This window comes from Synechococcus sp. MU1625 (assembly GCF_020514205.1).
Taxonomy (GTDB): Bacteria; Cyanobacteriota; Cyanobacteriia; order PCC-6307; family Cyanobiaceae; genus Parasynechococcus.
Genome location: NZ_VTLA01000002.1, coordinates 68,801 through 93,157, shown reverse-complemented (window position 1 = coordinate 93,157; position 24,357 = coordinate 68,801). Strand labels below are relative to the sequence as shown.

Here is a 24,357-nt window from a genome sequence, read left to right as displayed (position 1 = left end):
TGATCAGCTGTTCAGTTGAATTGTGTTGATCACTTCAACGATTGTTTCACCATTCTGAAGAGAAGTTTTTTGGCTTAATCTTTCTCCTGGTTGTGTGATGTTGATGTCGTCCGGATCCATGCGCCCGTGACGCTCTTTGCTTGTCCGCACTCCCACGAGTCCGGTTTGATCGCTGATCCCGACAAGACGATCAGATTGGGTGTCAATCTCAACGGCCATGCTGCCGAGATCCCCGCGTTGGTTGTATCGCAGGCCTGAGCAATCGACACGGCTGATCAACCCTTGTTGGCTGATCAGCATGAGTGGTGTCTGTTCTGCGCAGACAGCTCCGATGATCTGTTCCCCTGGCAGCAATCGCATGGTCATGGGTCCCTGTGCCAATCGACCCATCAATGGAAGGGAGTCCTCGGTGACCCGCAGACGCAAGAGCCGACCGATGTCGCTGATCAGAACCAGTGTTCCCTGGTCGCGGCAGATCACAGCGGTGTTGAGCTCGACGCCTTCCTTCAATTTGAGAACGCTTGTGGCTCGACCGGAAAGGTCCACGACCTCGCTCAGAGGAATTCGTTTGAAGCGACCATCGCTGCTGAGTAAGCCCAGACTGTGATCATCTGTGTTTTGGTGGGGCAGCGACAGAAGGGAGACGATGCGGTCTCCATCGAGGCCGGTGGGCAGGAAACGCCCGATCTGACCAGGCTGTTGTCCGGCAAATTCCCAACGAACCTGGGCAATGCGGCCGCTGGCACTCACCGCTAGAAGTCGCGGTGGGGGTTCGATCGGCAGGATCACCTGTGCCGGAGACGGTGCGTCGCCAATTGGGCAAGGATCATTGAGATGGAGGCGGCCCAGCACCTGAGGGGTGACGATTTTTACTTGTCCATCGGCTTGGATCAGCACCCGACCATCCCCAGGCAGTGCGGATAGGGCCTGCTGACGCAGGAGTTCTGTATTCGGCCGTTGGCTGGCTGCCCGTTCGGCCATCAGTGCATCGCCACCTTCCACGAGTCGGGTTCGACGGGGGGTGTTGAAGCGCTTCTTCAACTCCTTGAGTTCCGTCACCATCGCGTCAAGCAATTGATCCCGGTTGTCGAGCAGCAACTTGAGGCGTTGACGTTCCGCCCGCAGTTCATCCAGCTCCTGTCGCAGGCTTTCCTGCTCGAGTCCCGTCAGGCGCCTGAGGGGCATGGCCAACACCGCATCGGCCTGTCGTTCGCTGAGGTCGAGCCGCACCATCAAGCTCGCGCGGGCCGATGCAGCGTCATTGGCCTCTTGAATCATGGCGATCACGGCCTGAAGATTGTTCAGGGCCGTGATCAGTCCTTCTACGACCTCAAGCCTGTCTTCTGTCTTGCGGAGCGCATGACTGGTGCGTCGAATCAGGGTCAGTTCCCTGAAATCGAGAAAGGTCTGCAGCAGTTGGCGTAAGGAAAGCTGCTGGGGTTGTCCATCAACGAGGGCCAGCAGGATGGCTCCGAAGTTGCTCTGCAGAGCCGTTCGTCGTTGCAGATCCTTCAAAACCTTGTCTGGATCCGCATCACGGCGCAGTTCCACCACAACGCGCATGCCTTCCCGGTCGCTTTCGTCACGGATATCGGCGATTCCACCGATCTTTCCGTCGTTGACGGACTCGGCCAGCTTTTCAATCCAGCCGGCCTTGCTGAGCTGGTATGGCAATTCCGTGACGACAACGGCATTGCGCTTGTGGCGCCCTTTGCCGGGTTGCACCTCTTCGGTGTGGGCGACGCCTCGCATCGGGATACTGCCGCGTCCACGCAAATAGGTGTCCTGTAGCCCCGAGCTGATCAGCACTTCACCGCCGGTTGGAAAGTCCGGCCCTGGGATCAATTCCAGAAGTTTCTCGTCACTTACTTCCGGCTTCCGGACCAGGGCGATCAGACCATCCACCACTTCTCCCAGATTGTGTGGCGGGATGCTGGTGGCCATGCCGACGGCGATGCCAGAGCAGCCGTTCAGCAGCAGGAAGGGGAGCTGGGCAGGCAGAACGGTGGGTTCCTGTTGGGATCCATCGAAGTTCGGCGCAAAATCAACCGTGTCTTCACCGATCTCCTCAAGCATCGCCTGGTGGGAGATGGGCGCCAGGCGGGTTTCGGTGTACCGCATCGCCGCCGGTGGGTCGTCGTCCACCGAGCCGAAATTGCCGTGGCCGTCAAGCAGTGGGTGACGGCTGGAGAAGGTCTGAACAAGCCGCACCAGGGCGTCATAAACCGCCTGATCACCGTGGGGGTGGTACTTGCCCAGCACGTCACCAACGACCCTCGCGCATTTGCGGTAAGGACGGTCTGGGGTGAGCCCCAGTTCCTGCATCGCGTAGAGGATGCGTCGTTGGACGGGCTTGAGACCATCGCGGGCATCGGGCAACGCCCGACCCACGATCACGCTCATCGCGTATTCGAGGTAGGAGCGCTGCATCTCCTGATGCAGAGCGATCGGTTGAACGCGCTCCTCAGCCATTCGGTCTGTCGATCTCCGACCGGAAGGCGCTCAGCCTACAGATGATCACTGGCTTTTCTTCCACGTTGCGTTGGCTTGGGCCCGTTCAACAATGTTGGTGAGCTCCGGCTCACCGAGCAATTGTGCCGTCGCTTCACGGATGCGACGACCCCAGAGCTGTTCCGCTTGGTGCAATGGCAAGACGTAGTTGGGGTTTTGGGCCAGTGCTGTTGATGCCAGCTGGATCGCTTCTGTCTGCTCACCTTGTTGGTGCAGAGCTGCGGCCAGAGCCAGCATGGGTTCTGCATTGGCCTCCAGCTTCAACACCCGGCGCCAGCGACGCACGGCTTCTTGATGCTGGCCTAGCTCATAGAGAACCAGTGCTTGGTTGTTCAGGGCTTCCCAGAACGCCGGTTTCAGTGCCGTGGCTTTTTCGAACGACTCCAGTGCCAGTGGCAGTTCGTTCTGCATGATCCTGGCGTTGCCGAGGTCGAAATAGGCCGCAGCATTCTTCGGATCCAACTGAAGTCCGCGGGCAATCAAAGGCACAGCGTCATCCGGTCGCTCTGCCCGCAGGGCGATCGCTGCTTCGGCAAACCAGAGGCCAGCTTTCTCGGGATTCAGTTCCTTGGCGCGGGCCAGAGACCGGCTCGCATCCTTGAGGTCGTTGTTGCGGAGTTGCGCCTCCGCCAGGATCGACCAGAACCGTTCGTCATTCGGATTGAGCCGCACCGCCAGAGCCGCGAGTCGAGCCGCATCTTTGGCCTGTCCTAGCTGCAGCAACTGAGCAGCAGTCCGTCCGATGCCGATCGATGAACCTTTGAGCTCCTCTTCTGTGGGCAGATAGACGTAGGGAATGAGGGCGTTGGCTGCCGGCGCGCCGAACCAACCGCCGAGGACCATCAGTGCAGCCGCCAGCGTTCGACTGAAGCGAATTCGACGCAGCACTGGTTCGTTGTTGGAGTGGCTAAAGCGTAGGTGTGGGATCCGGTTGTGCTGCAGCGGCATTGCGGCGCCACATCCAGGGTTTAATCCGCCGCAATGCCGACCCTCGCAGGTTCTGGTCCCAGACCTTGTCATCCCAGTGCTGGACGTCGTTCCGGTGCAGGTTCAGCAGCCACGGGCGCGGCTGCACATCGGGATCGTTGCTGTGGGGCAATGTCCGATGGTTCCAGGGGCAGACGTCTTGGCAGATGTCACACCCCGCCACCCATGGCCCAAGGGCAGCGCGAATGCTCTCCGGTAGAGCCTCCGCTCGGTTTTCGATTGTGTGAAAGGCCAGGCAGCGCCTTGCATCTACCACAAAAGGTTCACGGATCGCATCCGTCGGGCAGGCATCCATGCAGGCGGTGCAGCGTCCACAGAGGCTTCGCGCTGGTGGGTCGGCGTCCAGGGGCTCCGTGGTCAGGAGATGGCCGATCACCATCCACGAGCCCCGTTGGGGGTGAATCAGATTGCTGTGTTTGCCGATCCAGCCCAGCCCGGCTTCCTCGGCCCAGGCCTTGTCCAGCAGCGGTGCAGCGTCCACACAGGCTCGCCAGCCACATTCGGGCCGCTGTTCCGATAGCCAACGACCAATCCTTCGGAGCCGTTGATCAACAACACGGTGGTAGTCCCGTCCCCAGCCATAGCGGGCGACCTTGAGGGATCCGGGGGAGGGTTGGTCGTTGACGTAATAGTTGAGGCCGACGGCAAGCACGCTGGTGAGTCCTTCCAACAAAAGTGTTGGATCTCGACGTCGGGGGGCCGCCATCCAGGCCATGTCGGCCTGATGCCCATGGTCCAACCAACGCTGCAGGGCTTCCGTACGCAGCTGCAGCCGTGGACTTCCCGGGATCCTGGCAATCCCAACAGGATTGAAGCCCTCCTCGGCGGCGCGGCGCTTCAGGGCCTGACTTAACCGCGTCTGTTGATCGGTGACATGCCCTTGCATCGACCTTAGTGTTGGGCGCTATTAAGCATCTTCTTTGTGACCGGCACCCAGACAGGACGATTTGCACCATTGCTGCGGTGGCTCGGCTTGACCCTTGTGGTGATCCTCGTGTTGCAGATGGTGGCTGTTTTGGTGGGCGTCGACTGGAGCGCGGATGCTCCCCGCCCGCAGGTCACCGGCCCCCTGGTGGCCCTGGCTCCTCTGGGTTTTGCCGGTTTGCTGATCTGCCTGATTGGGTCCCGGTTGGATCACCCTCAGCAGCAGCGCAGTCCTCTGCGCCTGCTGGTCGCCGTTTGTTCAGCACTCTTAGCTCTCGGCATGGTGATTGCCGTTCCCATGTCGATGGATGGTGGAGCAGGTGACGTTGCCCGTTTGCGCAATCTTGAGCAGGGCCGCGAAGCCCTCAAGGATGCTCGGGCCTTCCGCGCCGATGAAGCGCAGGTGACGTCCCTGGGTGAGCAGCTGGCCCAGGCTGGTCAACTCGCTGCGGATGCCTCCGATGAGGACAAGTTGCGGGCTGCCGAAACGATGGTTGACGATCAGATCGCACAGATGGAGAAGCAACTCAAGACCGTTGAGGCCGGCCAGACACGCGAATCCAGGCAGAGGTTCATTGGCGGAACCATCAATGCTGTGGCCCTCGCCGTCGCTTTTGTGCTCCTTGCTTTCACGGCAGTGCTCTGACCGCTGGTTAGGTTGGTCAGACTTCATTCAAAGCTGGGCGCAGAGGCTCCTTGGTCCAGTCCAATCCCAGACCTGATCTGCCGCTGTCCGCAAGGCTTCGGCAGGATCTGAAGAACGACCTGATCGCAGGGTTGCTCGTGGTGATCCCACTCGCGACCACGATCTGGTTGTCAACAATCGTCAGTCGCTTCGTTCTGGCGTTCTTGACCTCGATCCCGAAGCAGTTCAATCCCTTCATCACCCTGAACCCACTGCTTCAGGATCTGATCAATCTGGCTCTCGGTCTCACGGTGCCTCTGATGGGCATCCTCCTGATCGGATTAATGGCCCGAAATATCGTTGGCCGCTGGCTGTTGGAGTTCGGTGAGGGCACCCTGAGCCGGATCCCCCTCGCTGGCTCGGTTTACAAAACCCTGAAGCAGTTACTGGAGACCTTTCTTCGCGACAACTCCACCCGGTTCCGTCGAGTTGTTCTGGTGGAGTACCCAAGAGAGGGGTTATTCAGCGTCGGTTTTGTGACCGGTGAGGTGGGTCCCTCGCTGCAGTCCGATCTGAAGGAGCCTCTTTTAAGTGTGTTCATTCCCACCGCTCCGAATCCAACCACCGGTTGGTACACCCTTGTTCCTGCGGGGTCCGTCCGGGAGCTTGAGATCAGTGTTGAAGAGGCCTTCCGAACGATCATTTCTGCTGGCATCGTCAACCCCGATGATCGGGAAGCACCCGTGAATCGAAGTTTCTCCAGCCTCATGGCCCAGTTGCGGGCTTCTGCATCTCCTTCCAGCTGAGTCATGGCGACACGATCTCTTTCACGCGAGCTAGCTCTGCTCGTGCTCGGTCAGGTGCCGGAACAGAAGTCAGCCTCAGTGGCTGATTTGGCCCTTGATTCCATCCTTGATCAGGCCCTCGACACCCTCACCCAGCATTGGCGGGAATCGCTCGATGCCAGTGCTGCAGAGCTGGAGCAGGCGCAGCAGTCATTGCTGGACAGCGAGTTGCAGCAGGGCGAAACCGGAACCCATGACGCTGTGCGCACCCATCTGCGCTCATCCTTGAGTGCGGCTGAACAGGTGCTGAACGGATTGTCCGCCAGCCTTGAGTTGCCTCGGCTGTTGTTGCTCGGGGACCAGGAGCAGATTCGCCGTGGTGCCATGGAGCGGGTTCAGAAGGTGCTGACCCAGCGCGAGGGCATCGACACACGGCTGGATCAGGTGATGGAGGGCTGGAGACTGACGCGTCTTCCGCGGATTGACCGCGACATCCTCCGGTTGGCTGTTGTTGATCTTGAAAGCCTGCGAACTCCAGCCCCGGTGGCGTTTAACGAAGCGGTTGAACTGGCCAACCGTTACAGCGATGAGCAGGGTCGCCGGATGATTAACGGTGTCTTGCGCCGGTTTCATGACGCTCAATCCAAAGCATCAGCCTGATGGTGTTCAACTGGTTCGAACGACAGGCTGAGGAGTCTCCGAAGCCAGAGCCGACGCCCACCCCGGCGCCTACATCGGAGCCGGCTCCTGCCCAGGAGCCCACCCCGGAGCCCACGTCGGTTTCTTCTGAAGTTGCTGTCACCCAACCAGAGCCGACCCCAGCTCCTGAAGTCACCGAGGAGGAAGACGAGGCCCTGGCTTGGGCCCGTGAGGCTTACGCCCGCTTGAAGGCACAGCAGCAGTCCGCGACGCGTCCAGCTGAAGCTGTTCCCGAGCCCACTCCTGAGCCGAGTCCCGAACCAACCCCGGCACCGGCAACGGTATCCCTACCGACTCCGTCCCCGCTACCGAGTCAGCCACCAACCCAGACGCCGTCCCCAACCCCAGCACAAGGGCTGTCGTTGCTGGAGCAAGCCGCGGCTCAACGCCAGCAGCGTCAGCAGGATCTGGACAACAGAGCCTTCGAGGCTCCCCCTGCACCCACTCCGGCTCCAGCGCCCGAGCCCACCGTCGACTCGGACGAGCCACGGCTGGGTGACTTTGATCAGGATTTCACCTGGTCGGCTGAGGTCCTTGCGGCCCAAGGGCGTCGTGTTGATCAGGTTTCCCTCGAGGAAATTGATTGGTTGGGCCGGCTTCGCCGCGGCCTCGAGAAGACCCGTCAGGGTTTTGTGACCGGTCTTCTCGAGAACCTTGGTGACGATCCGCTGACCCCTGAGGTTCTCGACGATCTCGAAACCTTGTTGTTGAGGGCTGATGCTGGCGTCCAGGCCACCGATCAGGTGCTGGATGCCTTGCGGCAGCGGATGAATCAGGAGGTGGTTGACCCTCAAGAAGGGATTTGCTTTCTCAAGGAACAGCTGCGTGGCCTGTTGGATGCGCCGATCCAGGCCAGTGGTGTTCCCCTTCTGGCGCCGGAACGGGATCGCCTCAACATCTGGTTGATGGTGGGGGTGAATGGCGTTGGCAAGACAACGACCCTTGGGAAATTGGCCAACCTCGCAGTTCGCAGCGGTTATTCGGCTTTAATCGCGGCGGCAGATACCTTCCGTGCTGCTGCTGTCCAGCAAGTTGAGATCTGGGGCGAGCGCAGCGATGTCCCGGTGGTGTCAAACCCCAGCAGCAATGCGGATCCAGCTGCTGTTGTGTTCGATGCCATCGGTGCGGCCCGTTCGCGGGGGTCGGATTTGCTGCTGGTGGACACGGCCGGACGGCTGCAGACCAAGCACAACCTGATGGAGGAACTCCAAAAAGTCAGGAAGATCATCGACCGTTTGGCGCCGGAGGCGAAGGTCGAATCGTTGCTGGTTCTTGATGCAAGCCAGGGTCAGAACGGGCTTCGTCAGGCCATGGCCTTTGCTGAGGCGGCCGGGCTCACTGGCGTTGTGATCACGAAACTGGACGGCACAGCCCGTGGCGGCGTGGCTCTAGCGGTGTCGTCTGAGGCTGGCTTGCCGATTCGTTTTATTGGCGCTGGTGAGGGGATTCGCGATTTGCGCCCCTTCAACAGTTTTGAATTCATTGAGGCACTGCTGGCTGGACGCTGAAGCGTTGCTACCTTGCGGATCACGGTGGTGCGAGGTTGAGCAGCAAGCCGCCCGGACGTCATCCCAGGCCCTCGCAGCGGACCGGGAATCCTTCGCCCCAGGCGATCGACTCGTTGCGTCAGCTTTTTGACAGCCTCAGCAAAGAACAGCGCCGCAACCAGGACCTGTTGGTTTCCTTGGGGTTTGCTCTGCGCAGCTTCACCAATCTCCAACGGTTTCTTGAGCTTGTGCCTGTCGTGGCCTCGCGTCTGGTGGGGGTTGAGGGTGCCCTGCTGGTTCCGTTTCAGACGGATGGTCGCCTCTGGCGTGATCAGTTGCAGGGCATTCCGGTGGATCCTTCACAGGATCTGTTGCGGCGGCTGGCCGCTTTTGAACCTGGGACTGCAGCAGGGTTTGGCAGCGACGACCAGCAGGTGCTGGCGCTTGATCGTCTGGTCCAACGCTGCATTCCCAAAGCGGGTCTGTTTGCCACGTCTGTGACGGCCCGTGGTCGGTCGCGGGGCCGCCTTTACGTCTATGCCCGCAACGGTTCATTGGTCTGGACCGAGGTGCATCGTCGGCATGTCCAGTTGGTGGCGGATCTCGCTGGTGTTGCGATCGAAAACGATCAGATGCTGCAGGATGCCCGCCGTCATGAGCGGGTCGACCGACAACTCAGCATCGGAGCAGAGATTCAGGCCCAGTTGTTGCCGGATCGGTGCCCCGTGATCGAGGGCGTCGACTTGGCTGCGCGGTGCCGGCCTGCTTTTCAGGTGGGCGGTGATTACTACGACTTCATTCCCACCCGTCCGGAACTGATCGGCCGTCGTCGAGAGCGGGGTCGCTGGGCGCTGGTGATGGGAGATGTCATGGGCAAAGGCGTTCCTGCCGGGCTGCTGATGACGATGTTGCGCGGGATGCTGCGTGCTGAGGTTCTCAGTGGGCTGCCGCCGGACCGGATTCTTCATGACCTCAACCAGTTGGCTCAAGAGGACCTCGCGCAATCCCACCGGTTTGTGACGCTGTTTTATTCCGATCTGGATCCGCGCACGTTGCGGTTGCGCTATGCCAACGCGGCCCATAACCCTCCCTTGCTCTGGCGTGCTGAACGACGGGTGATCATGCGGCTAGATGCCGCAGGGTTGCTGATCGGTCTTCAGCCTGAGGCTGAGTTTGCCCTTGGTGAGGTTCGGCTCGAACCGGGAGACGTGTTGCTCTATTACACCGATGGCGTGACGGAAGCACCGGGGATCACCGGAGATCGTTTTGATGAGGCGCGGCTGATTCGTGCCCTTGAAACGGCATGTCGCAGTGGTCAGGGGGCGCAGGGGATTCTTGAAAGCCTGTTTGAACGCTTGGATCGATTTGTGGGTTCGGATCGCCAGCTGGAGGATGACGCTTCCCTTGTGGTGCTGAAGGTTCCGGAAGCGGTCACGTTGCCGAGTGTGCAGGGACGGTCAATCGCCTGACAAGCTGAGGAAATTGACGGATGAACTGATGGCTGGTGGGGTGACCGGTGGTGCTGCAGGGACCTGGAGCGATCGTTTTGAGCAGGGTTTGCATCCCTTCATCGAGGCGTTCAATGCCTCCATCGGTTTTGACCTCACGTTGCTTCAGGAGGATCTGGATGGATCGATCGCGCATGCCCGGATGTTGGCTGGCGCAGGAGTGATCACCGAGGCGGAAGCTGAGCAACTGGTGGAGGGCCTTGAGACAGTTCGTGCTGAGGCGGCGTCCGGCAGTTTTCAGCCCGGTTTGGCGGATGAGGATGTTCACTTCGCTGTGGAACGTCGCCTCATTGCTCTGCTGGGTCCAGTGGGCAAGAAGCTGCACACCGGACGCAGCCGCAACGATCAGGTCGGTACCGATTTACGGCTCTGGCTGCGGCGACGGCTGGATGGTCTGGATCAGGATCTGCAGCGGTTGCAGGGTGCGCTGCTGACCCAGGCGGATCGTCATCGCCGCACGATGATCCCCGGGTACACCCATCTGCAGCGGGCGCAACCGCTCTGTCTCGCCCATCACCTCCTCGCCTACGTCGAGATGTTGGAGCGCGACCGTGAGCGTCTTCAGGATGTGCGGAAACGCGTGAACATCTGCCCGCTTGGGGCTGCTGCACTGGCGGGTACACCGGTGCCGATTGATCGCCAGCGCACGGCGAATGAGCTTGGTTTTTCAGCGGTTTATGCCAACAGCCTTGATGCCGTCAGCGACCGTGATTTCTGCGTTGAGTTCTCTGCTGCTGCGTCCCTGGTGATGGTGCATCTGAGCCGTCTGGCGGAAGAGGTGATCGCCTGGGCGTCCGAGGAATTTGGCTTCGTGAGGCTCAGCGACCGCTGTGCCACGGGCAGCAGCCTCATGCCCCAGAAGAAGAATCCCGATGTGCCTGAGCTGGTTCGGGGCAAGACCGGACGGGTCTTCGGGCATCTCCAGGGGTTGTTGACCATGATCAAGGGTCTTCCGCTGGCCTACAACAAGGATTTTCAGGAAGACAAGGAGGCGCTGTTTGATGCCTTCCGCACAACACGTGATTGTGTTGAGGCGATGGCGATTTTGTTTGAGGAAGGTCTTGATTTCAGAGTCGAGCGCCTCAATGAAGCGGTGGAGCAGGATTTCTCCAATGCAACCGATGTGGCCGACTATCTGGTGGCTCGTGGTGTTCCATTTCGCGAGGCCTATCAATTGGTTGGCGCTGTCGTTCGGCGCTGTCTCGAGCAGGGTTGTTTGTTGCGGGACCTTGATCTGAGTGCCTGGAAGGAACTCCATCCAGCCTTTGAGGCGGATCTGCATGACGCCCTGGCTCCCCGGGCGGTTGTGGCTGCTCGTCGCAGTGAAGGGGGAACGGGATTTGAGCGTGTTGATCAACAGCTTCAGCGCTGGTTACAGCGTTACAACGGAAGTCAAGCGGTGGGATGACTCTCCCCCATAAACGGGTCTACGCTTAATTAGCCAGAGGTATGTCACTTCGTTCCGGAGTCATGGCCCGATGGCAATATTCCAGGCCTCTTCGGTCCACTGTTTCGTACCCGGTCCACGCAAAACGTGAGCATTTTTGTCGGCAACCTTCCCTTCCGCGCTGAGCAGGAAGATGTGATTGAACTGTTTGCCCAGTTCGGTGAAGTGTCTAACTGTGCGTTGCCGCTCGAGCGGGATACAGGCCGCAAGCGTGGTTTTGCGTTCATCGAGATGGCGGATGAGTCCACCGAAGACGCAGCGATTGAAGGTCTTCAGGGTGCAGAACTGATGGGCCGTCCTCTGCGGATCAACAAAGCTGAACCCCGGGGCAGTGCTCCCCGTCGTGGCGGTGGTGGCGGTGATCGCCCCTCCGGAGCTCGCGGCTGGGAAGATCGCAGCTATGGAGCCCGCGACAACAGTGGAGAAGGCAATGCCTATGACGAAGGCCGCAGCCGTCGTCGCCGTGGATCCTCCAGTGGTGGTGATGACTATTCCGGTTACGGCGGAGCTCAGGGCTGACGCCAGTCGTTGATCAGAGTCCTGCGTCCTTGAGCTGTTGCCCGGCATGGACCAGGACACTGAGGTCGGCTCCGGGTCGCTGGGCTTTCTCTCCCAGCTCCCGGCGCCAGTGCCGGGCACCACGGACGCCTTCCACGAGCTGCACAAGGTGACGGCAAAGGTCCCATAAACGTCCTCCTCTCTCCAGATGAGCGGCCGCATGGGGAAGCAGGCCGTCCACGACGTCTGACGCCAGGATCTGGCGTTCCTCTTCTCCGAAGATCAAGGCATCGACGCTGGTCCAGCGCAGGGGATGGCTGTAAGCGGCCCGCCCCACCATGGCGCCATCGCACCCTTCCAGCGCCAAAAGGCAGTCTTCAGGTGACTCCAGCCCCCCATTGAGTTCAATCACCAGATCGGGTCGGCGCTGCTTTAGGGCATGCACGCGGTCATGCCTGAGCGCAGGAATCGTTCGGTTCTGCTTGGGATCCAGGCCCTCCAGCCAGGCCTTACGCGCATGAACAGCGAAGCGGCTGGCCCCTGCCAGCGCCACACGATCCACAAAGTTCGTCAGCAACGCGTCGCTGTCGAGGTCGTCAATGCCGATCCGATGCTTCACGGTCACAGGGAGTCCCCCCGCGTCCACCATGGCTTCCACGCAGCGGGCGACCAGATCCGGTTCCGCCATTAGACAGGCTCCGAAATTGCCGGCTTGCACTTTTTGACTGGGACAGCCCACATTGAGGTTGATCTCGTCGTAGCCCCAGTCCTGAGCCAGTCGTGCGGCTTCGGCCAGCAGGGCTGGATCGTCGCCACCGACCTGCAGTGCGATCGGATGTTCAACAGGATCGAAATCCAGCAGCTTGTTGCGTCGCTTGCTGTGATGCAGCGCCTGGGCCACGACCATTTCGCTGTAGAGCAGAGCTCTGCGGCTGATCTGCCGCATCAGCACCCGGAAGTGGCGGTCGGTGCAATCCAGCATCGGCGCCACACTGAAGCGGTAGGCAGCGGTGGATCCGGCGACGGTCATCAATCCATTAGAACCGCTCAAGTTTCCTGCGTCTGCATCGATGAGCTTGAGTGCTGCCGTTCTGTCCCGGCGATCGCTGCTGTTGGCGGCGATTGCAGGTGTTTTTGGCAGTCTCTGGAGACCTCAGGCCGTGCTGGCAGCGTCCAAAGCTGGCGATTCGTCATGGGATCTCGATGCAGACCAGTGGCGTGAGCGCTTATCTCCCCAGGCCTATGACGTGCTTCGCAATGAGGGAACGGAACGGCCCTTCACCAGTCCCCTGAACAACGAGAAGAGGACGGGGACCTATCACTGCGCCGGTTGTGATCTTGCCCTCTTTTCCTCTGAGGCGAAGTTCGACAGCGGCACCGGCTGGCCCAGCTTCTGGCAGCCCCTGGATGGTGCCATCGCCACGAAAGTAGATTTCAAATTGATCCTGCCGCGCACGGAATACCACTGCAGCCGCTGCGGTGGGCACCAGGGCCACGTGTTCAATGACGGACCTCGACCTACTGGCAAGCGCTATTGCAACAACGGTGTCGCCCTCCGCTTCCAGCCCGCTTGATCTGATCGTCGTTGGCGGTGGACCTGCCGGATACATGGCAGCGATCACGGCTGCCGAGCAAGGGGTTCAGCGGGTGTTGGTGCTGGAAGGCACCCCTGAGCCGCTCCAGAAGGTTCGCATTAGCGGGGGCGGTCGCTGCAATGTGACTCATGCCTGCTGGGACCCCCGTGAACTGGCCATCCATTACCCCCGAGGCAGTCGACCCTTGCGGGGGCCCTTCAGTCGCTTCGCTTGCGGGGATGCGATCGCTTGGTTTGACGAGCATGGGCTCACGCTGGTGGAGGAACCCGATGGACGGATGTTCCCGCAGCAGAACCGTTCCGAGGCGGTGATTCAGTGCCTGCAAAAGGCGGCTCGGGCATCGGGTGTTCAGCTGCGAACCAAGGCGATGGTCCAGCAGGTGCGCGTTCACTCCGAGGGTGGCTTTGTGCTCGAGGGCCGCGGCCTGGAGCCTATGCATGCACGCTGTTTGATGCTGGCTACGGGGGGGCATCCCAGTGGTCGAAAACTGGCGGAGGCCCTCGGCCACCAGGTGGTGCCACCGGTGCCATCGCTGTTCAGCCTCACGCTGCAGGCGCCGGCCCTGACGGCCTGCAGTGGCATTGCCATCGATGATGTGGGTCTTGATCTGAAGCTGGGCACCGAGCGTTTCCGCCAGACCGGGCGGGTGTTGATCACCCACCGTGGTCTGAGTGGTCCGGCCACGCTGCGCCTCTCAGCCTTTGCCGCCAGGGCTTTGCATCAGAGCCGTTACAAGGGGGAGCTGAAGCTGGATTGGAGTGCTGGGTTGGGCTGTCAAGGGGTGGAGCAGCGGCTGCAGCAGTGGCGGCAGGAGCAGGCCCGGCGAACCCTTTCAGCAGCGAAGCCGTTCGAGCATCTGCCGCGGCGGTTGTGGCACGCCTTTTTGGCTATCGCTGGGGTGGAGGCTGATCGCCGTTGGGCCGATCTGCCGATCAAGGCGGAGCGTCAACTGGTGGAGATCCTCTGCGCGCAGAGTTTGTCGATCCAGGGGCGTGGGCCATTCGGGGAGGAGTTCGTCACCGCCGGAGGTGTCGCTTTGGGGGACGTCAACCTGGCCACGATGGAGAGCCGCCGGTGCCCCGGTCTTTACCTAGCTGGTGAACTGCTGGATGTGGACGGGGTGACCGGCGGTTTCAACTTTCAGGCCTGCTGGAGCGGCGGTTGGCTGGCGGGCCAGGCGATGGGCGTCGCGCTCACTGAATCTGATCAAACACGGTGAACATCGGCAGGTACATCGCCAGCAGGATGGAACCCACGATGCCGCCGACCACCACAATCATTGCGGGCTCGAGCATTGAGGTGAGCGCCTTGACCATGGCTCCGACTTCGTCTTCGTAGAAGTCCGCCACCTTGCTGAGCATCTTGTCCATCTCACCGGTCTCCTCGCCGATGGCCAGCATGTTCAGCGCCATATCCGGAAGCACTTTTTGGCGGATGAGGGCATTGCTTAAAAGCACCCCTTCCTGCACCATGCTCCGCGACGCCAGGATCGCGTCGGAAATGATCGAGTTGCCGGCGGTTTCGCTCGAGATCTCCATCGACATCAGAATTGGCACACCTGCTCGGGTCAGTGAGCTGAAGATCCGACAGAACTGAGCTGTCGCCGTCATCAGAATCAGTTCACCGAAGAGTGGCAGTTTCAGCACCAGGCGATCGATCGTCCGACGGCCGTTGTGGGTGGCGTAAAACCGGCCCAATAGCCAGATCGCCAGCAGGATCACCCCTACGGCATAAAGCGCGACGGAAGAGCGCAGCAGTGCGCTCAGATCAACGAGCAGTTGGGTGAAGGCCGGCAGCTCGGCGCCCAAGTCTTCGAAGATCCCCGCAAAGGTCGGGATCAGAAAGATGGTCATGCCGAGGAACACCAGGATGGCGATCACCAGCACTGCCACGGGATAGCCGAGTGCTCCCTTAATCTGGTTCTGAAGTTTGGCGTTGTCCTCGAGCAATTTGGCTAGTCGCTTAAGGGCTTCATCCAGCACACCACCTGCTTCCCCGGCTTCCACCATGGCAATGGTGAGCTGGTCAAACACCTTCGGCCACTGACGCAGGGCTGTTGCCAGCGCAATGCCCTCATTGACGTCGAGGCTCACTTTGTTGAGCGCGCGTTTGAACATCGGCAGTTTTTGCTGTGTGGCCATCAGATCGAGGCTGCGCACGATCGGGACGCCTGCATCGACCAGGGCGGCCAGTTTGCTGGCGAACACGGCCTTCTCCTTCACCCCTGGCGCTTTCTCAAGCAGGCGATTGAGGTCAAAAGAACTGAGACCGCCGCCCGTTGCTTCGTCTTGTTTCGTGCCTTGGGTGTTTCCGGGGCTGACGGGCCGCAGTTCTTCAGCGCGAATGCCCCGACGCCGCAGCAGTTTTTTGGCTTCAGCAAGGTCAGCTGCCTTGATCGTCACCGTTCGGGGTTGTCCGGTCGGACCGGCATAGGAGGCAATGAAGGCGGCCATCGATGCTTATTTCTTGGGATCAGATGTCACCGATCAATCGCTGCAATTCGCCCGGTTTGCTGGCTTTGCCCATCGCTTCGGCACGGGATACATCTCCATTGAGCACCAGGTTGGCCAAGGCCTTTTCAAGGGTCTGCATGCCCTGTTCTCCGCCGGTCTGAATCTGTGAGTACAGCTGTGCCGTTTTCCCCTCGCGGATCAGGTTGGCTGTGGCGGGTGTGTTGATCAGGATTTCCTGCGCCATCACCCGACCAAACTGTCCTTCTGCCGGGTTTTGACGCCGGCAAAGGGTCTGGGAAAACACAGCCACCAAGCTGCCCGAGAGCTGCACACGGATCTGCGTCTGTTGTTCTGGTGGGAAGACGTCGACCATCCGGTCCACGGTCTGGGCCGCGGAGCTGGTGTGAAGGGTTCCGAAGACGAGATGTCCGGTTTCAGCAGCACTCACGGCCAGTTGAATGGTCTCCAGATCCCGCATCTCACCCACCAGGATCACGTCTGGGTCTTCCCGCAGGGCGGCGCGCAAGGCGTTGGCAAAGCTTCGCGTGTCTTCGTTCAGCTGGCGTTGGTGCACCAGGCTCTTATCGCTCTGGTACACGAATTCGATCGGGTCTTCGATCGTGAGGATGTGTTCGCTGCGGGTGTGGTTGATGTGATCAAGCAGTGCCGCCAGGGTGGTGGTCTTTCCGGATCCGGTGGGACCGGTCACCAGCACAAGCCCCCGGGGCCGCGCGCTGGTTTCCAGCACCACTGGTGGCAGGTTCAGCAATTCAACGCTGGGAATCTTGCTGCCGAGGGCTCGAAGGCAGGCCGCATAGCTGCCTTTCTGTCGGTATACGTTGACGCGGAAGCGTGCAACGCCCTTCAGGCCGTAGGCGCAGTCCAGTTCCCAGGTTTGTTCCAGCGTTTTGCGCTGGCTGTTGTTGAGCATCGAGAAGATCAGCTTGTTGCAGTCCTCCTCGGCTAGCGGCCGATCCGTCATCGGCCGAAGCTCGCCGCTGAAGCGGCCATAGGGCGGCTGGCCGGTGGCGAGGTGAAGATCGCTTCCACCGCCCTTCACCAGTTGTTCCATCAGGTCTTCGATCATCAGATCCATGACCGGCTCCTCAGTGGCGTGGTGTTAGGCAATAGGGACACTCGAGCCAGCCTTCCTGTAGACCGGCACCGCATCCTTCACAGGTCATTGTGCTGAGGGCGCGGGCCCTGCGCTCGGATTCCAGTCCGGAATCCGTCAACACCATCCGACCCACTTCTTCGAGGGTGGTCTCGCCCCGTCGCACCAGTTCAAGGCTGTAGCCCAGCAGGGTCACCATGCCCGATTCAAGGGCCAGCTGTCGGATCACATCGGTGCTGGCGCCTTTGGAGATGGCAGTGGCCATGTCGTCCTGGATGCGCAGCACCTCATAGATGCCGACACGACCCTTGTAGCCGCTTCCCTGGCAGTGGGAGCAGACCGGTTCGTTGGGACTGTGATGGTGGGCCCGGTAAAAGGTGACATCCGCTTCTCGGCTCGCCATCAGTCCGAAGCGGCCCAGTTCCCCTTCCTCCGGCCGGTAGGGCTCGCGGCAGTGGGGGCAGACCCGTCTCAGCAAACGCTGGGAGACGATCCCGATGAGAGAGGCCGACACCATGAACGGCTCTACGCCCATTTCGTCCAGTCGCGCAATGGTGCTCGGTGCATCGTTGGCATGCAGGGTGCTGAGCACTAGGTGACCGGTGAGTGCTGCCTCAATAGCGGTTTTGGCTGTTTCCAGATCACGGGTTTCTCCCACCAGCAGAACGTCCGGGTCCTGGCGCATGAAGGCCCGCAGTGCAGTGGCGAAATCGAAGCCCTTCTCACGGTTCACCTGGCATTGGGTGATGCCTGGCAGGGTGTATTCGATCGGGTCTTCCACCGTGGAGATGTTGATGCCGGGATCGTTGCGCTCGGCCAGAAGTGAATAAAGCGTGGTGGACTTGCCGGATCCTGTTGGCCCGGTGACCAGGATCATTCCGAAGGGCTTGGAGCCCAGATCCCTCACCAGTGCCAAGGCGTCGGGATCACTGATGAGTTTGTCCAAGCCCAGCTGTGTTGCACCGCTGTCCAGCAGGCGCAAACAGACCTTTTCACCGAAGCGACTGGGCAGGGTGTTGACGCGGAAATCAATGACCTTGTCGCGGTACTTGCGGCGGATGCGGCCGTCCTGGGCTTGACGACGCTCGGCAATGTCCAGATCCGCCAGGATCTTGAAGCGGGATGTCACTGCGGGAATGAGCCGACTCGGGAGCGGTTCGACGTACTGCTGGAGCACACCGTCCTGGCGGAACCGCAGTCGCAGCCCTCTTTGTTGCGGCTCCACATGGATGTCGCTGGCCTTGACTGCCATGGCCTGCAGCAGGATCCGGTCCACCAGCGTCACCACGGGCGAGGCTTCCGCATCCTTGAGGCTGGTCTCCAGGTCAGTGGCGTCGCGGGCCAATTGGGCGTCGTCGTCCTCGTCGCTTTCCAGCACCCCCTCGGGGCTGAAGTCCTGCAGAAAGGATTCAGCACCAGCGTCGAGCTTGGTGTCGGCTTCTGATGCAGCAAGTGTGCGGATCTCTTCTACCGGCTGAGTGGCTGGGTCGTTTTGTGTTTCAGCGCTGCTTGGTTCTCCTGCGATGGGCTGCATCGGCTCGGTCAGCGCTGGGTCCTCCGTTTCAGTCGTTTCCGTGTGCAGAGCTTCCAGCAGATCCGCTTCGATGGCTGGGTGCAGGCGGATTGTGCGGTGTTGTTCCGGCAGCTGATCGATCAGGTGTTGCCATTCCTGGTCTCGCCACTGGCTGGGAATCGCAATGTCGAGGTTGTCAGCATTGATTGCGATCGGCATGGCCTGGAGCACGCGCCATTGATCCGCCTGCACATCCGGTAAGGCGTTATCCAGCAGGCTGCGGCTTGCCAGCAACTGGTCCGGCCCCGGAACAGGCTGCTGCAGCAACAGTTCAAGCGCGAACCGCTGCCGCGCCGTGTCGCCGGCATCAGGGGTTGGCAGCGTCAAAGTCATGGGTTGCGGCCGAGGTGCGGGCTTCCGCAGCTTGTGGGAGGTGAGCGTTGCCCTTCAACATGTCTAGACAGCAATCCCTGAGCGGTCAGCATGAGCGGCGACGCCTCCACCCCAGAGCAGGATCAGACCGTTGAGTCCGGTGCTGTTCCAGCCACCCCGGAGTCAACTCCGGATGCGTCAGAGGCAACCTCCGATCAGGCACCCGCAGCTGTTGATCCGGCGGATCGGATGCAGCAACTCGAGCAGGAGTTGACCACGCTGAAGCAGGAGCACGAGACGCTCAATGGCCAATATGTGCGCATTGCGGCGGACTTCGACAACTTCCGCAAGCGACAGAGCCGCGATCAGGACGACATGCGTCAGCAGCTGGTCTGTTCGACCCTCACCGAAATTCTTCCGGTCGTCGACAACTTTGAGCGGGCCCGTCAGCAGCTCAATCCTGAAGGTGAGGAAGCTCAGGCTCTGCACCGCAGTTACCAGGGTCTGTACAAGCAACTGGTGGATGTGCTGAAGCAGCAGGGCGTGGCACGGATGGAGGTGGTCGGCCAGGAGTTCGACCCGAACCTGCATGAGGCCGTGTTGCGAGAAGAAAGCAGCGAGTTCGCTGAGGATGTGGTGTGTGAAGAGCTCCAGCGCGGTTACCACCGCGATGGACGTGTGCTGCGCCACGCGATGGTGAAGGTGTCGATGGGTCCCGGACCGTCCAATGCAGCGCCGGTTGAGGCCGCACCGGATCAGACGGCGGAGGAGGCCTGATGGCCGACTTCTATGACCTGCTCGGCGTCAGTCGGGATGTGGATCCTGACAGCCTCAAGCAGGCTTATCGCCGCATGGCGCGTCAGTACCACCCCGATATCAATAAAGATCCCGGTGCTGAGGACCGCTTCAAGGACATTGGTCGTGCCTACGAAGTGCTGAGTGATCCGCAGACCCGTGCCCGTTACGACCAGTTCGGTGAAGCCGGTCTTGGTGGTGCGGCTGGCGCCCCGGACATGGGGGACATGGGCGGGTTCGCTGATCTGTTCGAGACGTTTTTCCAGGGATTCGGTGGACCCGGCGGAGCCGGTGGTGGTCGGCCGCGGCGTCAGGGTCCCCAGCAGGGCGATGATCTTCGCTACGACCTAACGATCGATTTCGAGCAGGCGGTTTTCGGCCAAGAGCAGGAGATCAAGATCCCGCATCTGGAGACCTGCGACACCTGCGGCGGCAGCGGTGCCAAGGCGGGTAGTGGACCCACCACCTGCGGAACCTGCGGTGGTGTCGGGCAGGTGCGCCGTGCCACTCGGACCCCCTTCGGCAGCTTTACCCAGGTCGCCGAATGTCCCACCTGTGGTGGGACGGGCCAGGTGATTGCGGATCCTTGCGGATCCTGTGGTGGCCAAGGTGTCAAACAGGTGCGCAAGAAGCTGCGGATCAACATTCCTGCCGGGGTGGACACCGGAACACGACTTCGGGTCTCGGGCGAAGGCAATGCGGGACCCCGGGGAGGCCCGTCCGGTGACCTTTACGTCTTCCTGACCGTCCGCAATCATCCACGCCTCCAGCGGGATGGTTTGAACATCTTTTCGGAGGTGAAGGTCAGCTACCTCCAGGCGATTCTCGGCGACACGATCGAGGTGGAAACCGTGGATGGCACCAAGGAGCTGAACATCCCTGCCGGCACGCAGCCCGGCACCGTGCTCACCCTGCCGAATCACGGCATTCCCAAACTTGGCAATCCGGTGGCGCGGGGTGACCAGCGCGTGACGGTCACCGTCGATCTGCCGAAGCGGCTCAGCGATACGGAGCGGGAACTTCTGGAACAGCTGGCGGGTCACCATTCCGCCCGCGGCAAGCAGCACCATCACCACAACAGTGGGTTATTTGCTCGCTTGTTTGGTCAGAAGGGATGAGCAGGCGTTCCCTGGATTTGCGGGGAACGCCCTGTCCAGTGAATTTCATTCGCTGCAAGCTCACCCTCGAGCAGATGAGCTCCGGTGACTGCCTTGAGGTCTGTCTCGACAGGGGCGAGCCGGAGGCCATGGTTCTGCCGGGGTTAAGGGATGCTGGTCATCGTGTCCAGTGCGTTGATCAAACGCCAGATGCAGTCACCATCGAGGTGATCTGTGGTGGTTGACGCCAGCAGCTCCGTGGCTTCGGGGATGGTGGTGGCGCTTCAGGCCAATTATCTGGAAGTCGAGCTAGACGTCGCCCCTGCCGGATGCCCAGGGCGACTGCTCTGCACGCGCCGCACCCGATTGACCCATCGGGGGGAAGCGGTCTATGTGGGTGATCGGGTTTGCGTCGAAGCGATTGACCCGGGCCAGGCCCGCGCTGTTGTGGCCGACGTGGAGCCACGCCATAGCTTTCTGTCACGGCCACCGGTGGCCAATGTCTCGTTGGTGGCTGTGGTGTTGGCTGTGGAGCAGCCAAGTTTTGACCCTGATCAGGCCAGTCGCTTCCTGTTGACGGCGGAACGCACGGGGCTGGATGTGATCCTTCTGCTCACCAAGACAGACCTCATTTCAGCCGCAGCTCTTGAGCGGCTCGTGATCCGTTTGAAGGGGTGGGGGTATGACCCTCTGGCGCTCTGCAGTACCTCCGGAATGGGCATGGATGCCCTACGGCAACGCTTGGCTGCCGCAGAGCTCTCGGTGCTCTGTGGGCCCTCCGGGGTGGGCAAAAGCAGCCTGCTCAACCATCTGCGTCCTGATCTTCAACTTCGTACGGCTGCGGTGTCTGGACGCTTGCAGCGCGGTCGCCACACCACCCGCCATGTGGAGCTGTTTCCTCTGGGGCCAAGCGCAAGGGTGGCCGATACCCCCGGCTTCAACCGTCCTGATCTGCCGGATGATCCGCAGGAACTGGCGATCCTTTTTCCGGAGCTCCGGCAGCAACTGGATCCCTGGCCCTGCAGGTTTCGCGATTGCTTGCATCGCGGCGAGCCCGGCTGCGGCGTCTCCAGCGATTGGGAGCGCTATCCCCTCTACAAGGCTGCGTTGATTGAGCAGAACAGCCTCAGCCGCCCATCCCGGGGAGGTTGAGGTTTAGGCCACCGGTCAGTTCCTCCATCCGGCCCTTCATCGTGGCGGTGGATTGCTCATAGGCCGCTTGCAGGGCTTCCAGGGTCGCCGCTTCGCTCGCCTGTTGACCCTCCTGCAGCAGGGCCGGGTCCAGCCGAACCCGCAGTGGTTGTTGGTTGCCCGATAGCCAGACACTGGCGCGCCCATCGTTGCTCTGGCCTTCGATCTCCATCCCGTCCAGTTCGTCCTGCAGAGCCTGAGCGTTCTGCTGAATCTCCTGGGCCTTCTTGAAGGCTTCGGTGAGTTGACCGAAATTTGGGAGTCCGAACCCTGCCATGGCGATCCTGTGGGAGTCGGAAGGTTAAGTCGCGGAAGCGAATCCCAGGCGTTTCACTTCGGGGTGAAGACGGATTCCATACTGGGCTTCGACACGGTCCTGCACCAGCTGGATCAGCCGGGCGATGTCATCCGCCTGGGCGTGGCCTGTATTGACGATGAAATTGGCGTGCATGGTTGAGATTTCTGCGCCGCCGATGCGTGTTCCCTTCAGCCCCTGCTCTTCGATCAGCCGTCCGGCCTTGAGAGGTTCGGGATTGCGGAAAACGCTGCCGCAGCTGGGCTGTTGATAGGGCTGCGTGGTGGTGCGATGGCTGAGGTTCGCGCTGGTCACGCGTTTCAGTTCGTTCGGATCGTGACCTGGTTCAAGGCGGAACCGTGCTGACAACACAACAAGGTCGTTGTCTTGGAGACGGCTGTGGCGGTAGGCGAAGTCCAATTGATCGCTCCGAAGCTCAAAGCAGTCGCCCCCATCCAGGGGCATGACCCGCACCGATTCCAACCACTCCGCGGTACAGCCCCCCTGGGCTCCTGCATTCATGACAGCAGCACCGCCTGCGGTGCCTGGGATGCCAACCGACCATTCGAGGCCGTGCAGTCCAGCGCGAGCAGCCCGTCGCGCCAGCGATGGGATCGGTTCACCGGCGAGCACCTCAACGGTGCCATCGGTTTCATCGAGTTGCAGCCCCTGAAGTTTGCGAAGACAGAGCGAGAGCCCTGGTAGGCCGTCATCGTCAATCAGCAGATTCGACCCAGCACCGATGATGCGGCAGGGCATGCCCTGTTGCATGGCCCATTGGATCCAGGCCTGGGTTTCGTCAAGGCTGACGGGTTCCGCAAGCCATTCGGCGGCTCCTCCCACCCGCCAGGTGGTGAACTCCGCAAGGCTGACTTCGGCCTGGGGCAGGCGGGCATCGCATTGGCTCATGACGTCAGCCTTGACCACAGTCCATTCACATCGCCAGCACCCATCGCCAGGACGAGATCCTGTTCGCGGCTGTGCTGCATGACCAGGTCGGTGAGTTCATCGAGGTTGTCCGCGACGGCGATTTGTAGATCAGGCTTCATGTTGCGGATCCGATCCGCCAGGGCGTTGCTGCAAATGCCTTGCAGGGGTTGCTCCCCTGCCGAGTAGACGGGGGCCAGCAGGAGCAGATCACAGTTCTGCAGTGCCTGGGCAAACCCATCGAGGAACTGCTGGGTGCGGCTGTAGCGATGGGGCTGGAACACCGCCAGCACGCGCTGAGGTGCTGTGGGAAGCGGACTGCGACCACTGCTCACCATCAGGCGAGCCATCTCCAGGGTTGCCTTCACTTCACTGGGGTGGTGGGCGTAGTCGTCAACGATGTGACGCCCCTTCCAGGTGCCCCGAAGATCAAATCGGCGGCCGGGTGCTTTCAGGCCAGCGAGTCCCTTCACCAACTGATCGAAGGGGAGTCCCTCCATGCGGCAGGCCGCCAGGGCGCCTGTTGCATTGCTCAGGTTGTGCAGCCCGGCCATCGGCAGGGTGAAGTCGCCGATGGGGCGGCCTGATTCGTAGAAACGCGCCACGCAGCGATCTCCCTCAAGGCTCAGAGGCAGGGCGGCGAAGTCAACGGATTCAGCGCTTTGATTGGACCACCAGGCGGTCGGCTGGAAGTGTTCTTGCAGGATCGGACAGTCGTGATTGGCCAGCACGCGATCGCAACCGTTCGCGAAGCGTTGCAGGGTTGAAATCAGGTCGTCGATACTGGTGTAGTGATCGGTGTGATCCAGCTCCAAGTTGGTGATCACGCCCAGGCTTGGGCTGAACTTCACCAAGGATCCGTCGGATTCATCCGCCTCAGCCACAAGCAGTTTCCCCTGGCCGGCGTGGCCATTGCTGCCCAGACGGGGAACGATGCCACCAATGACAGCGGTCGGGTCTTGATCGGCTTCCAGCAGCAAGGTGGTGATCAACGTGCTGGTGGTGGTCTTGCCGTGGCTGCCGGCCACAGCGATCGAGGGTTGCTGCTCGATCAGAGCCGCCAGAAGATCGGAGCGATGCCAGATCTCAAGGCCGATCTGACGGGCACGTTGGAGCTCAGGATTGCAGTCGGGGATGGCTGTACTGATCACCACCACAGGGGAACAAGCGATCGTCGAACCCGTGACGGCGTCAATGCAGGCCTCGTCCTGCTGGCTGAAAACCTTCACCCCAAGGGTTTTCAGTTGTTGTGTTGTTGCGTTATCTCGCGGGTCTGAGCCGCTGACTGGATGACCGCGGTCGACCAGGATCCGGGCTAAGGCCGACATGCCAATTCCGCCGACACCGATGAAGTGGACTGGTGTCTGACGGTCGAGCAGGCGCGGCAACTGAGGGTTTCGATCTGGGGAAAGATAGGCCAGTTGTCGCCGCTTGTCTGCCGATCTGAGGGACGGATCGAGCCGATTCAATCGATGCAAAACAAGGTATTTCTGCCGATTTCTGTATGATCTGCGGCCAAAACCCCTGCGCGGCT

23 protein-coding genes are annotated in these 24,357 nt (G+C 61.0%); 13 read left to right on the top strand and 10 right to left on the bottom strand.

The features are described from left to right. Nucleotides 1-3 precede the first annotated feature (3 nt). The 3 genes from FZX13_RS06390 to queG are packed head-to-tail and all read right to left on the bottom strand — an operon-like array spanning nucleotide 4 to nucleotide 4,384. Nucleotides 4-2,472 carry a DNA topoisomerase (ATP-hydrolyzing) subunit A gene (locus FZX13_RS06390; RefSeq protein ID WP_226408530.1) on the bottom strand — a complete coding sequence of 823 codons (2,469 nt, stop codon included), beginning with the start codon at nucleotides 2,470-2,472 and terminating at the stop codon, nucleotides 4-6. Nucleotides 2,473-2,517: 45 nt separating this feature from the next. Continuing rightward, nucleotides 2,518-3,399: a tetratricopeptide repeat protein gene (locus FZX13_RS06385; RefSeq protein WP_226408528.1), complete on the bottom strand. Its 882-nt coding sequence runs from the start codon at nucleotides 3,397-3,399 to the stop codon at nucleotides 2,518-2,520. Nucleotides 3,400-3,418: 19 nt separating this feature from the next. Beyond that, entirely contained in the window at nucleotides 3,419-4,384 is a 966-nt protein-coding gene (queG, locus tag FZX13_RS06380) for a tRNA epoxyqueuosine(34) reductase QueG (RefSeq protein WP_226408526.1), read from the bottom strand. Between the two features lie 36 nt (nucleotides 4,385-4,420). On the opposite strand from queG, the gene FZX13_RS06375 reads away from it, so the two are divergent. The 7 genes from FZX13_RS06375 to FZX13_RS06345 all read left to right on the top strand — a co-directional run bounded on the left by FZX13_RS06375 (nucleotide 4,421) and on the right by FZX13_RS06345 (nucleotide 11,492). Then, nucleotides 4,421-5,068: an HpsJ family protein gene (locus FZX13_RS06375; protein ID WP_226408524.1), complete on the top strand. Its 648-nt coding sequence runs from the start codon at nucleotides 4,421-4,423 to the stop codon at nucleotides 5,066-5,068. Nucleotides 5,069-5,118: 50 nt separating this feature from the next. Next, nucleotides 5,119-5,853 carry a DUF502 domain-containing protein gene (locus FZX13_RS06370; RefSeq protein ID WP_115024716.1) on the top strand — a complete coding sequence of 245 codons (735 nt, stop codon included), beginning with the start codon at nucleotides 5,119-5,121 and terminating at the stop codon, nucleotides 5,851-5,853. 3 nt (nucleotides 5,854-5,856) lie between these two features. Beyond that, complete coding sequence (gene nusB, locus FZX13_RS06365; RefSeq protein WP_115024717.1) at nucleotides 5,857-6,492, top strand: transcription antitermination factor NusB; 636 nt, start codon at nucleotides 5,857-5,859, stop codon at nucleotides 6,490-6,492. Next, nucleotides 6,492-8,039 carry a signal recognition particle-docking protein FtsY gene (gene ftsY / locus FZX13_RS06360; protein WP_226408522.1) on the top strand — a complete coding sequence of 516 codons (1,548 nt, stop codon included), beginning with the start codon at nucleotides 6,492-6,494 and terminating at the stop codon, nucleotides 8,037-8,039. The genes nusB and ftsY overlap by 1 nt, the downstream gene beginning before the upstream one ends. A gap of 35 nt (nucleotides 8,040-8,074) precedes the next feature. After that, entirely contained in the window at nucleotides 8,075-9,487 is a 1,413-nt protein-coding gene (locus FZX13_RS06355; protein WP_226408520.1) for a PP2C family protein-serine/threonine phosphatase, read from the top strand. A gap of 28 nt (nucleotides 9,488-9,515) precedes the next feature. Then, nucleotides 9,516-10,934, top strand: a complete 1,419-nt coding sequence (argH, locus tag FZX13_RS06350; protein ID WP_226408821.1) for an argininosuccinate lyase — start codon at nucleotides 9,516-9,518, stop codon at nucleotides 10,932-10,934. 126 nt (nucleotides 10,935-11,060) lie between these two features. Continuing rightward, nucleotides 11,061-11,492: an RNA-binding protein gene (locus FZX13_RS06345; RefSeq protein ID WP_226408518.1), complete on the top strand. Its 432-nt coding sequence runs from the start codon at nucleotides 11,061-11,063 to the stop codon at nucleotides 11,490-11,492. A 13-nt stretch (nucleotides 11,493-11,505) separates the two neighbouring features. Here the strand turns inward: FZX13_RS06345 and dusA are convergent, their stop codons facing one another. Then, nucleotides 11,506-12,501, bottom strand: a complete 996-nt coding sequence (gene dusA / locus FZX13_RS06340) for a tRNA dihydrouridine(20/20a) synthase DusA (RefSeq protein WP_226408819.1) — start codon at nucleotides 12,499-12,501, stop codon at nucleotides 11,506-11,508. Between the two features lie 40 nt (nucleotides 12,502-12,541). On the opposite strand from dusA, the gene msrB reads away from it, so the two are divergent. Both msrB and FZX13_RS06330 read left to right on the top strand, forming a co-directional pair. Continuing rightward, a complete protein-coding gene (msrB, locus tag FZX13_RS06335; RefSeq protein WP_226408516.1) occupies nucleotides 12,542-13,045 on the top strand; it encodes a peptide-methionine (R)-S-oxide reductase MsrB in 504 nt (167 codons plus the stop codon). Continuing rightward, on the top strand, nucleotides 13,017-14,285 hold the full coding sequence (locus tag FZX13_RS06330) for an NAD(P)/FAD-dependent oxidoreductase (RefSeq protein ID WP_226408514.1): 1,269 nt from the start codon (nucleotides 13,017-13,019) through the stop codon (nucleotides 14,283-14,285). Before msrB ends, FZX13_RS06330 begins: the two co-directional genes overlap by 29 nt. On the opposite strand, the gene FZX13_RS06325 is transcribed toward FZX13_RS06330, so the two are convergent. Genes FZX13_RS06325 through FZX13_RS06315 form a run of 3 tightly spaced genes read right to left on the bottom strand, consistent with a single transcriptional unit; the run spans nucleotide 14,260 to nucleotide 18,539 of the window. Continuing rightward, entirely contained in the window at nucleotides 14,260-15,519 is a 1,260-nt protein-coding gene (locus FZX13_RS06325) for a type II secretion system F family protein (RefSeq protein WP_226408512.1), read from the bottom strand. The genes FZX13_RS06330 and FZX13_RS06325 overlap by 26 nt on opposite strands. 19 nt (nucleotides 15,520-15,538) lie before the next feature. Next, complete coding sequence (locus FZX13_RS06320) at nucleotides 15,539-16,615, bottom strand: type IV pilus twitching motility protein PilT (protein WP_226408510.1); 1,077 nt, start codon at nucleotides 16,613-16,615, stop codon at nucleotides 15,539-15,541. 10 nt (nucleotides 16,616-16,625) lie between these two features. After that, entirely contained in the window at nucleotides 16,626-18,539 is a 1,914-nt protein-coding gene (locus tag FZX13_RS06315; RefSeq protein ID WP_226408508.1) for a GspE/PulE family protein, read from the bottom strand. 90 nt (nucleotides 18,540-18,629) lie between these two features. Here FZX13_RS06315 and grpE point away from each other — a divergent pair, with 90 nt between their 5' ends. Genes grpE through rsgA form a run of 4 tightly spaced genes read left to right on the top strand, consistent with a single transcriptional unit; the run spans nucleotide 18,630 to nucleotide 21,562 of the window. Then, a complete protein-coding gene (grpE, locus tag FZX13_RS06310; RefSeq protein WP_226408506.1) occupies nucleotides 18,630-19,295 on the top strand; it encodes a nucleotide exchange factor GrpE in 666 nt (221 codons plus the stop codon). Further along, nucleotides 19,295-20,431 carry a molecular chaperone DnaJ gene (gene dnaJ, locus FZX13_RS06305; protein WP_226408504.1) on the top strand — a complete coding sequence of 379 codons (1,137 nt, stop codon included), beginning with the start codon at nucleotides 19,295-19,297 and terminating at the stop codon, nucleotides 20,429-20,431. Before grpE ends, dnaJ begins: the two co-directional genes overlap by 1 nt. Then, nucleotides 20,428-20,655, top strand: a complete 228-nt coding sequence (locus FZX13_RS06300) for a sulfurtransferase TusA family protein (RefSeq protein ID WP_115094689.1) — start codon at nucleotides 20,428-20,430, stop codon at nucleotides 20,653-20,655. The genes dnaJ and FZX13_RS06300 overlap by 4 nt, the downstream gene beginning before the upstream one ends. Continuing rightward, nucleotides 20,648-21,562: a ribosome small subunit-dependent GTPase A gene (gene rsgA / locus FZX13_RS06295; RefSeq protein WP_370630795.1), complete on the top strand. Its 915-nt coding sequence runs from the start codon at nucleotides 20,648-20,650 to the stop codon at nucleotides 21,560-21,562. The genes FZX13_RS06300 and rsgA overlap by 8 nt, the downstream gene beginning before the upstream one ends. Here the strand turns inward: rsgA and FZX13_RS06290 are convergent. From FZX13_RS06290 to murC, 3 genes are read right to left on the bottom strand one after another with little or no spacing between them, the layout of a single operon-like run. Continuing rightward, nucleotides 21,537-21,878, bottom strand: a complete 342-nt coding sequence (locus FZX13_RS06290) for a YbaB/EbfC family nucleoid-associated protein (RefSeq protein ID WP_115024729.1) — start codon at nucleotides 21,876-21,878, stop codon at nucleotides 21,537-21,539. The two genes, rsgA and FZX13_RS06290, sit on opposite strands and share 26 nt — an antisense overlap. Before the next feature lie 24 nt (nucleotides 21,879-21,902). After that, nucleotides 21,903-22,805, bottom strand: coding sequence for a UDP-N-acetylmuramate dehydrogenase (murB, locus tag FZX13_RS06285; RefSeq protein ID WP_226408502.1), 903 nt, complete (start codon nucleotides 22,803-22,805; stop codon nucleotides 21,903-21,905). Next, nucleotides 22,802-24,211, bottom strand: a complete 1,410-nt coding sequence (gene murC, locus FZX13_RS06280; RefSeq protein ID WP_226408500.1) for a UDP-N-acetylmuramate--L-alanine ligase — start codon at nucleotides 24,209-24,211, stop codon at nucleotides 22,802-22,804. Before murC ends, murB begins: the two co-directional genes overlap by 4 nt. Nucleotides 24,212-24,357 lie beyond the last annotated feature (146 nt).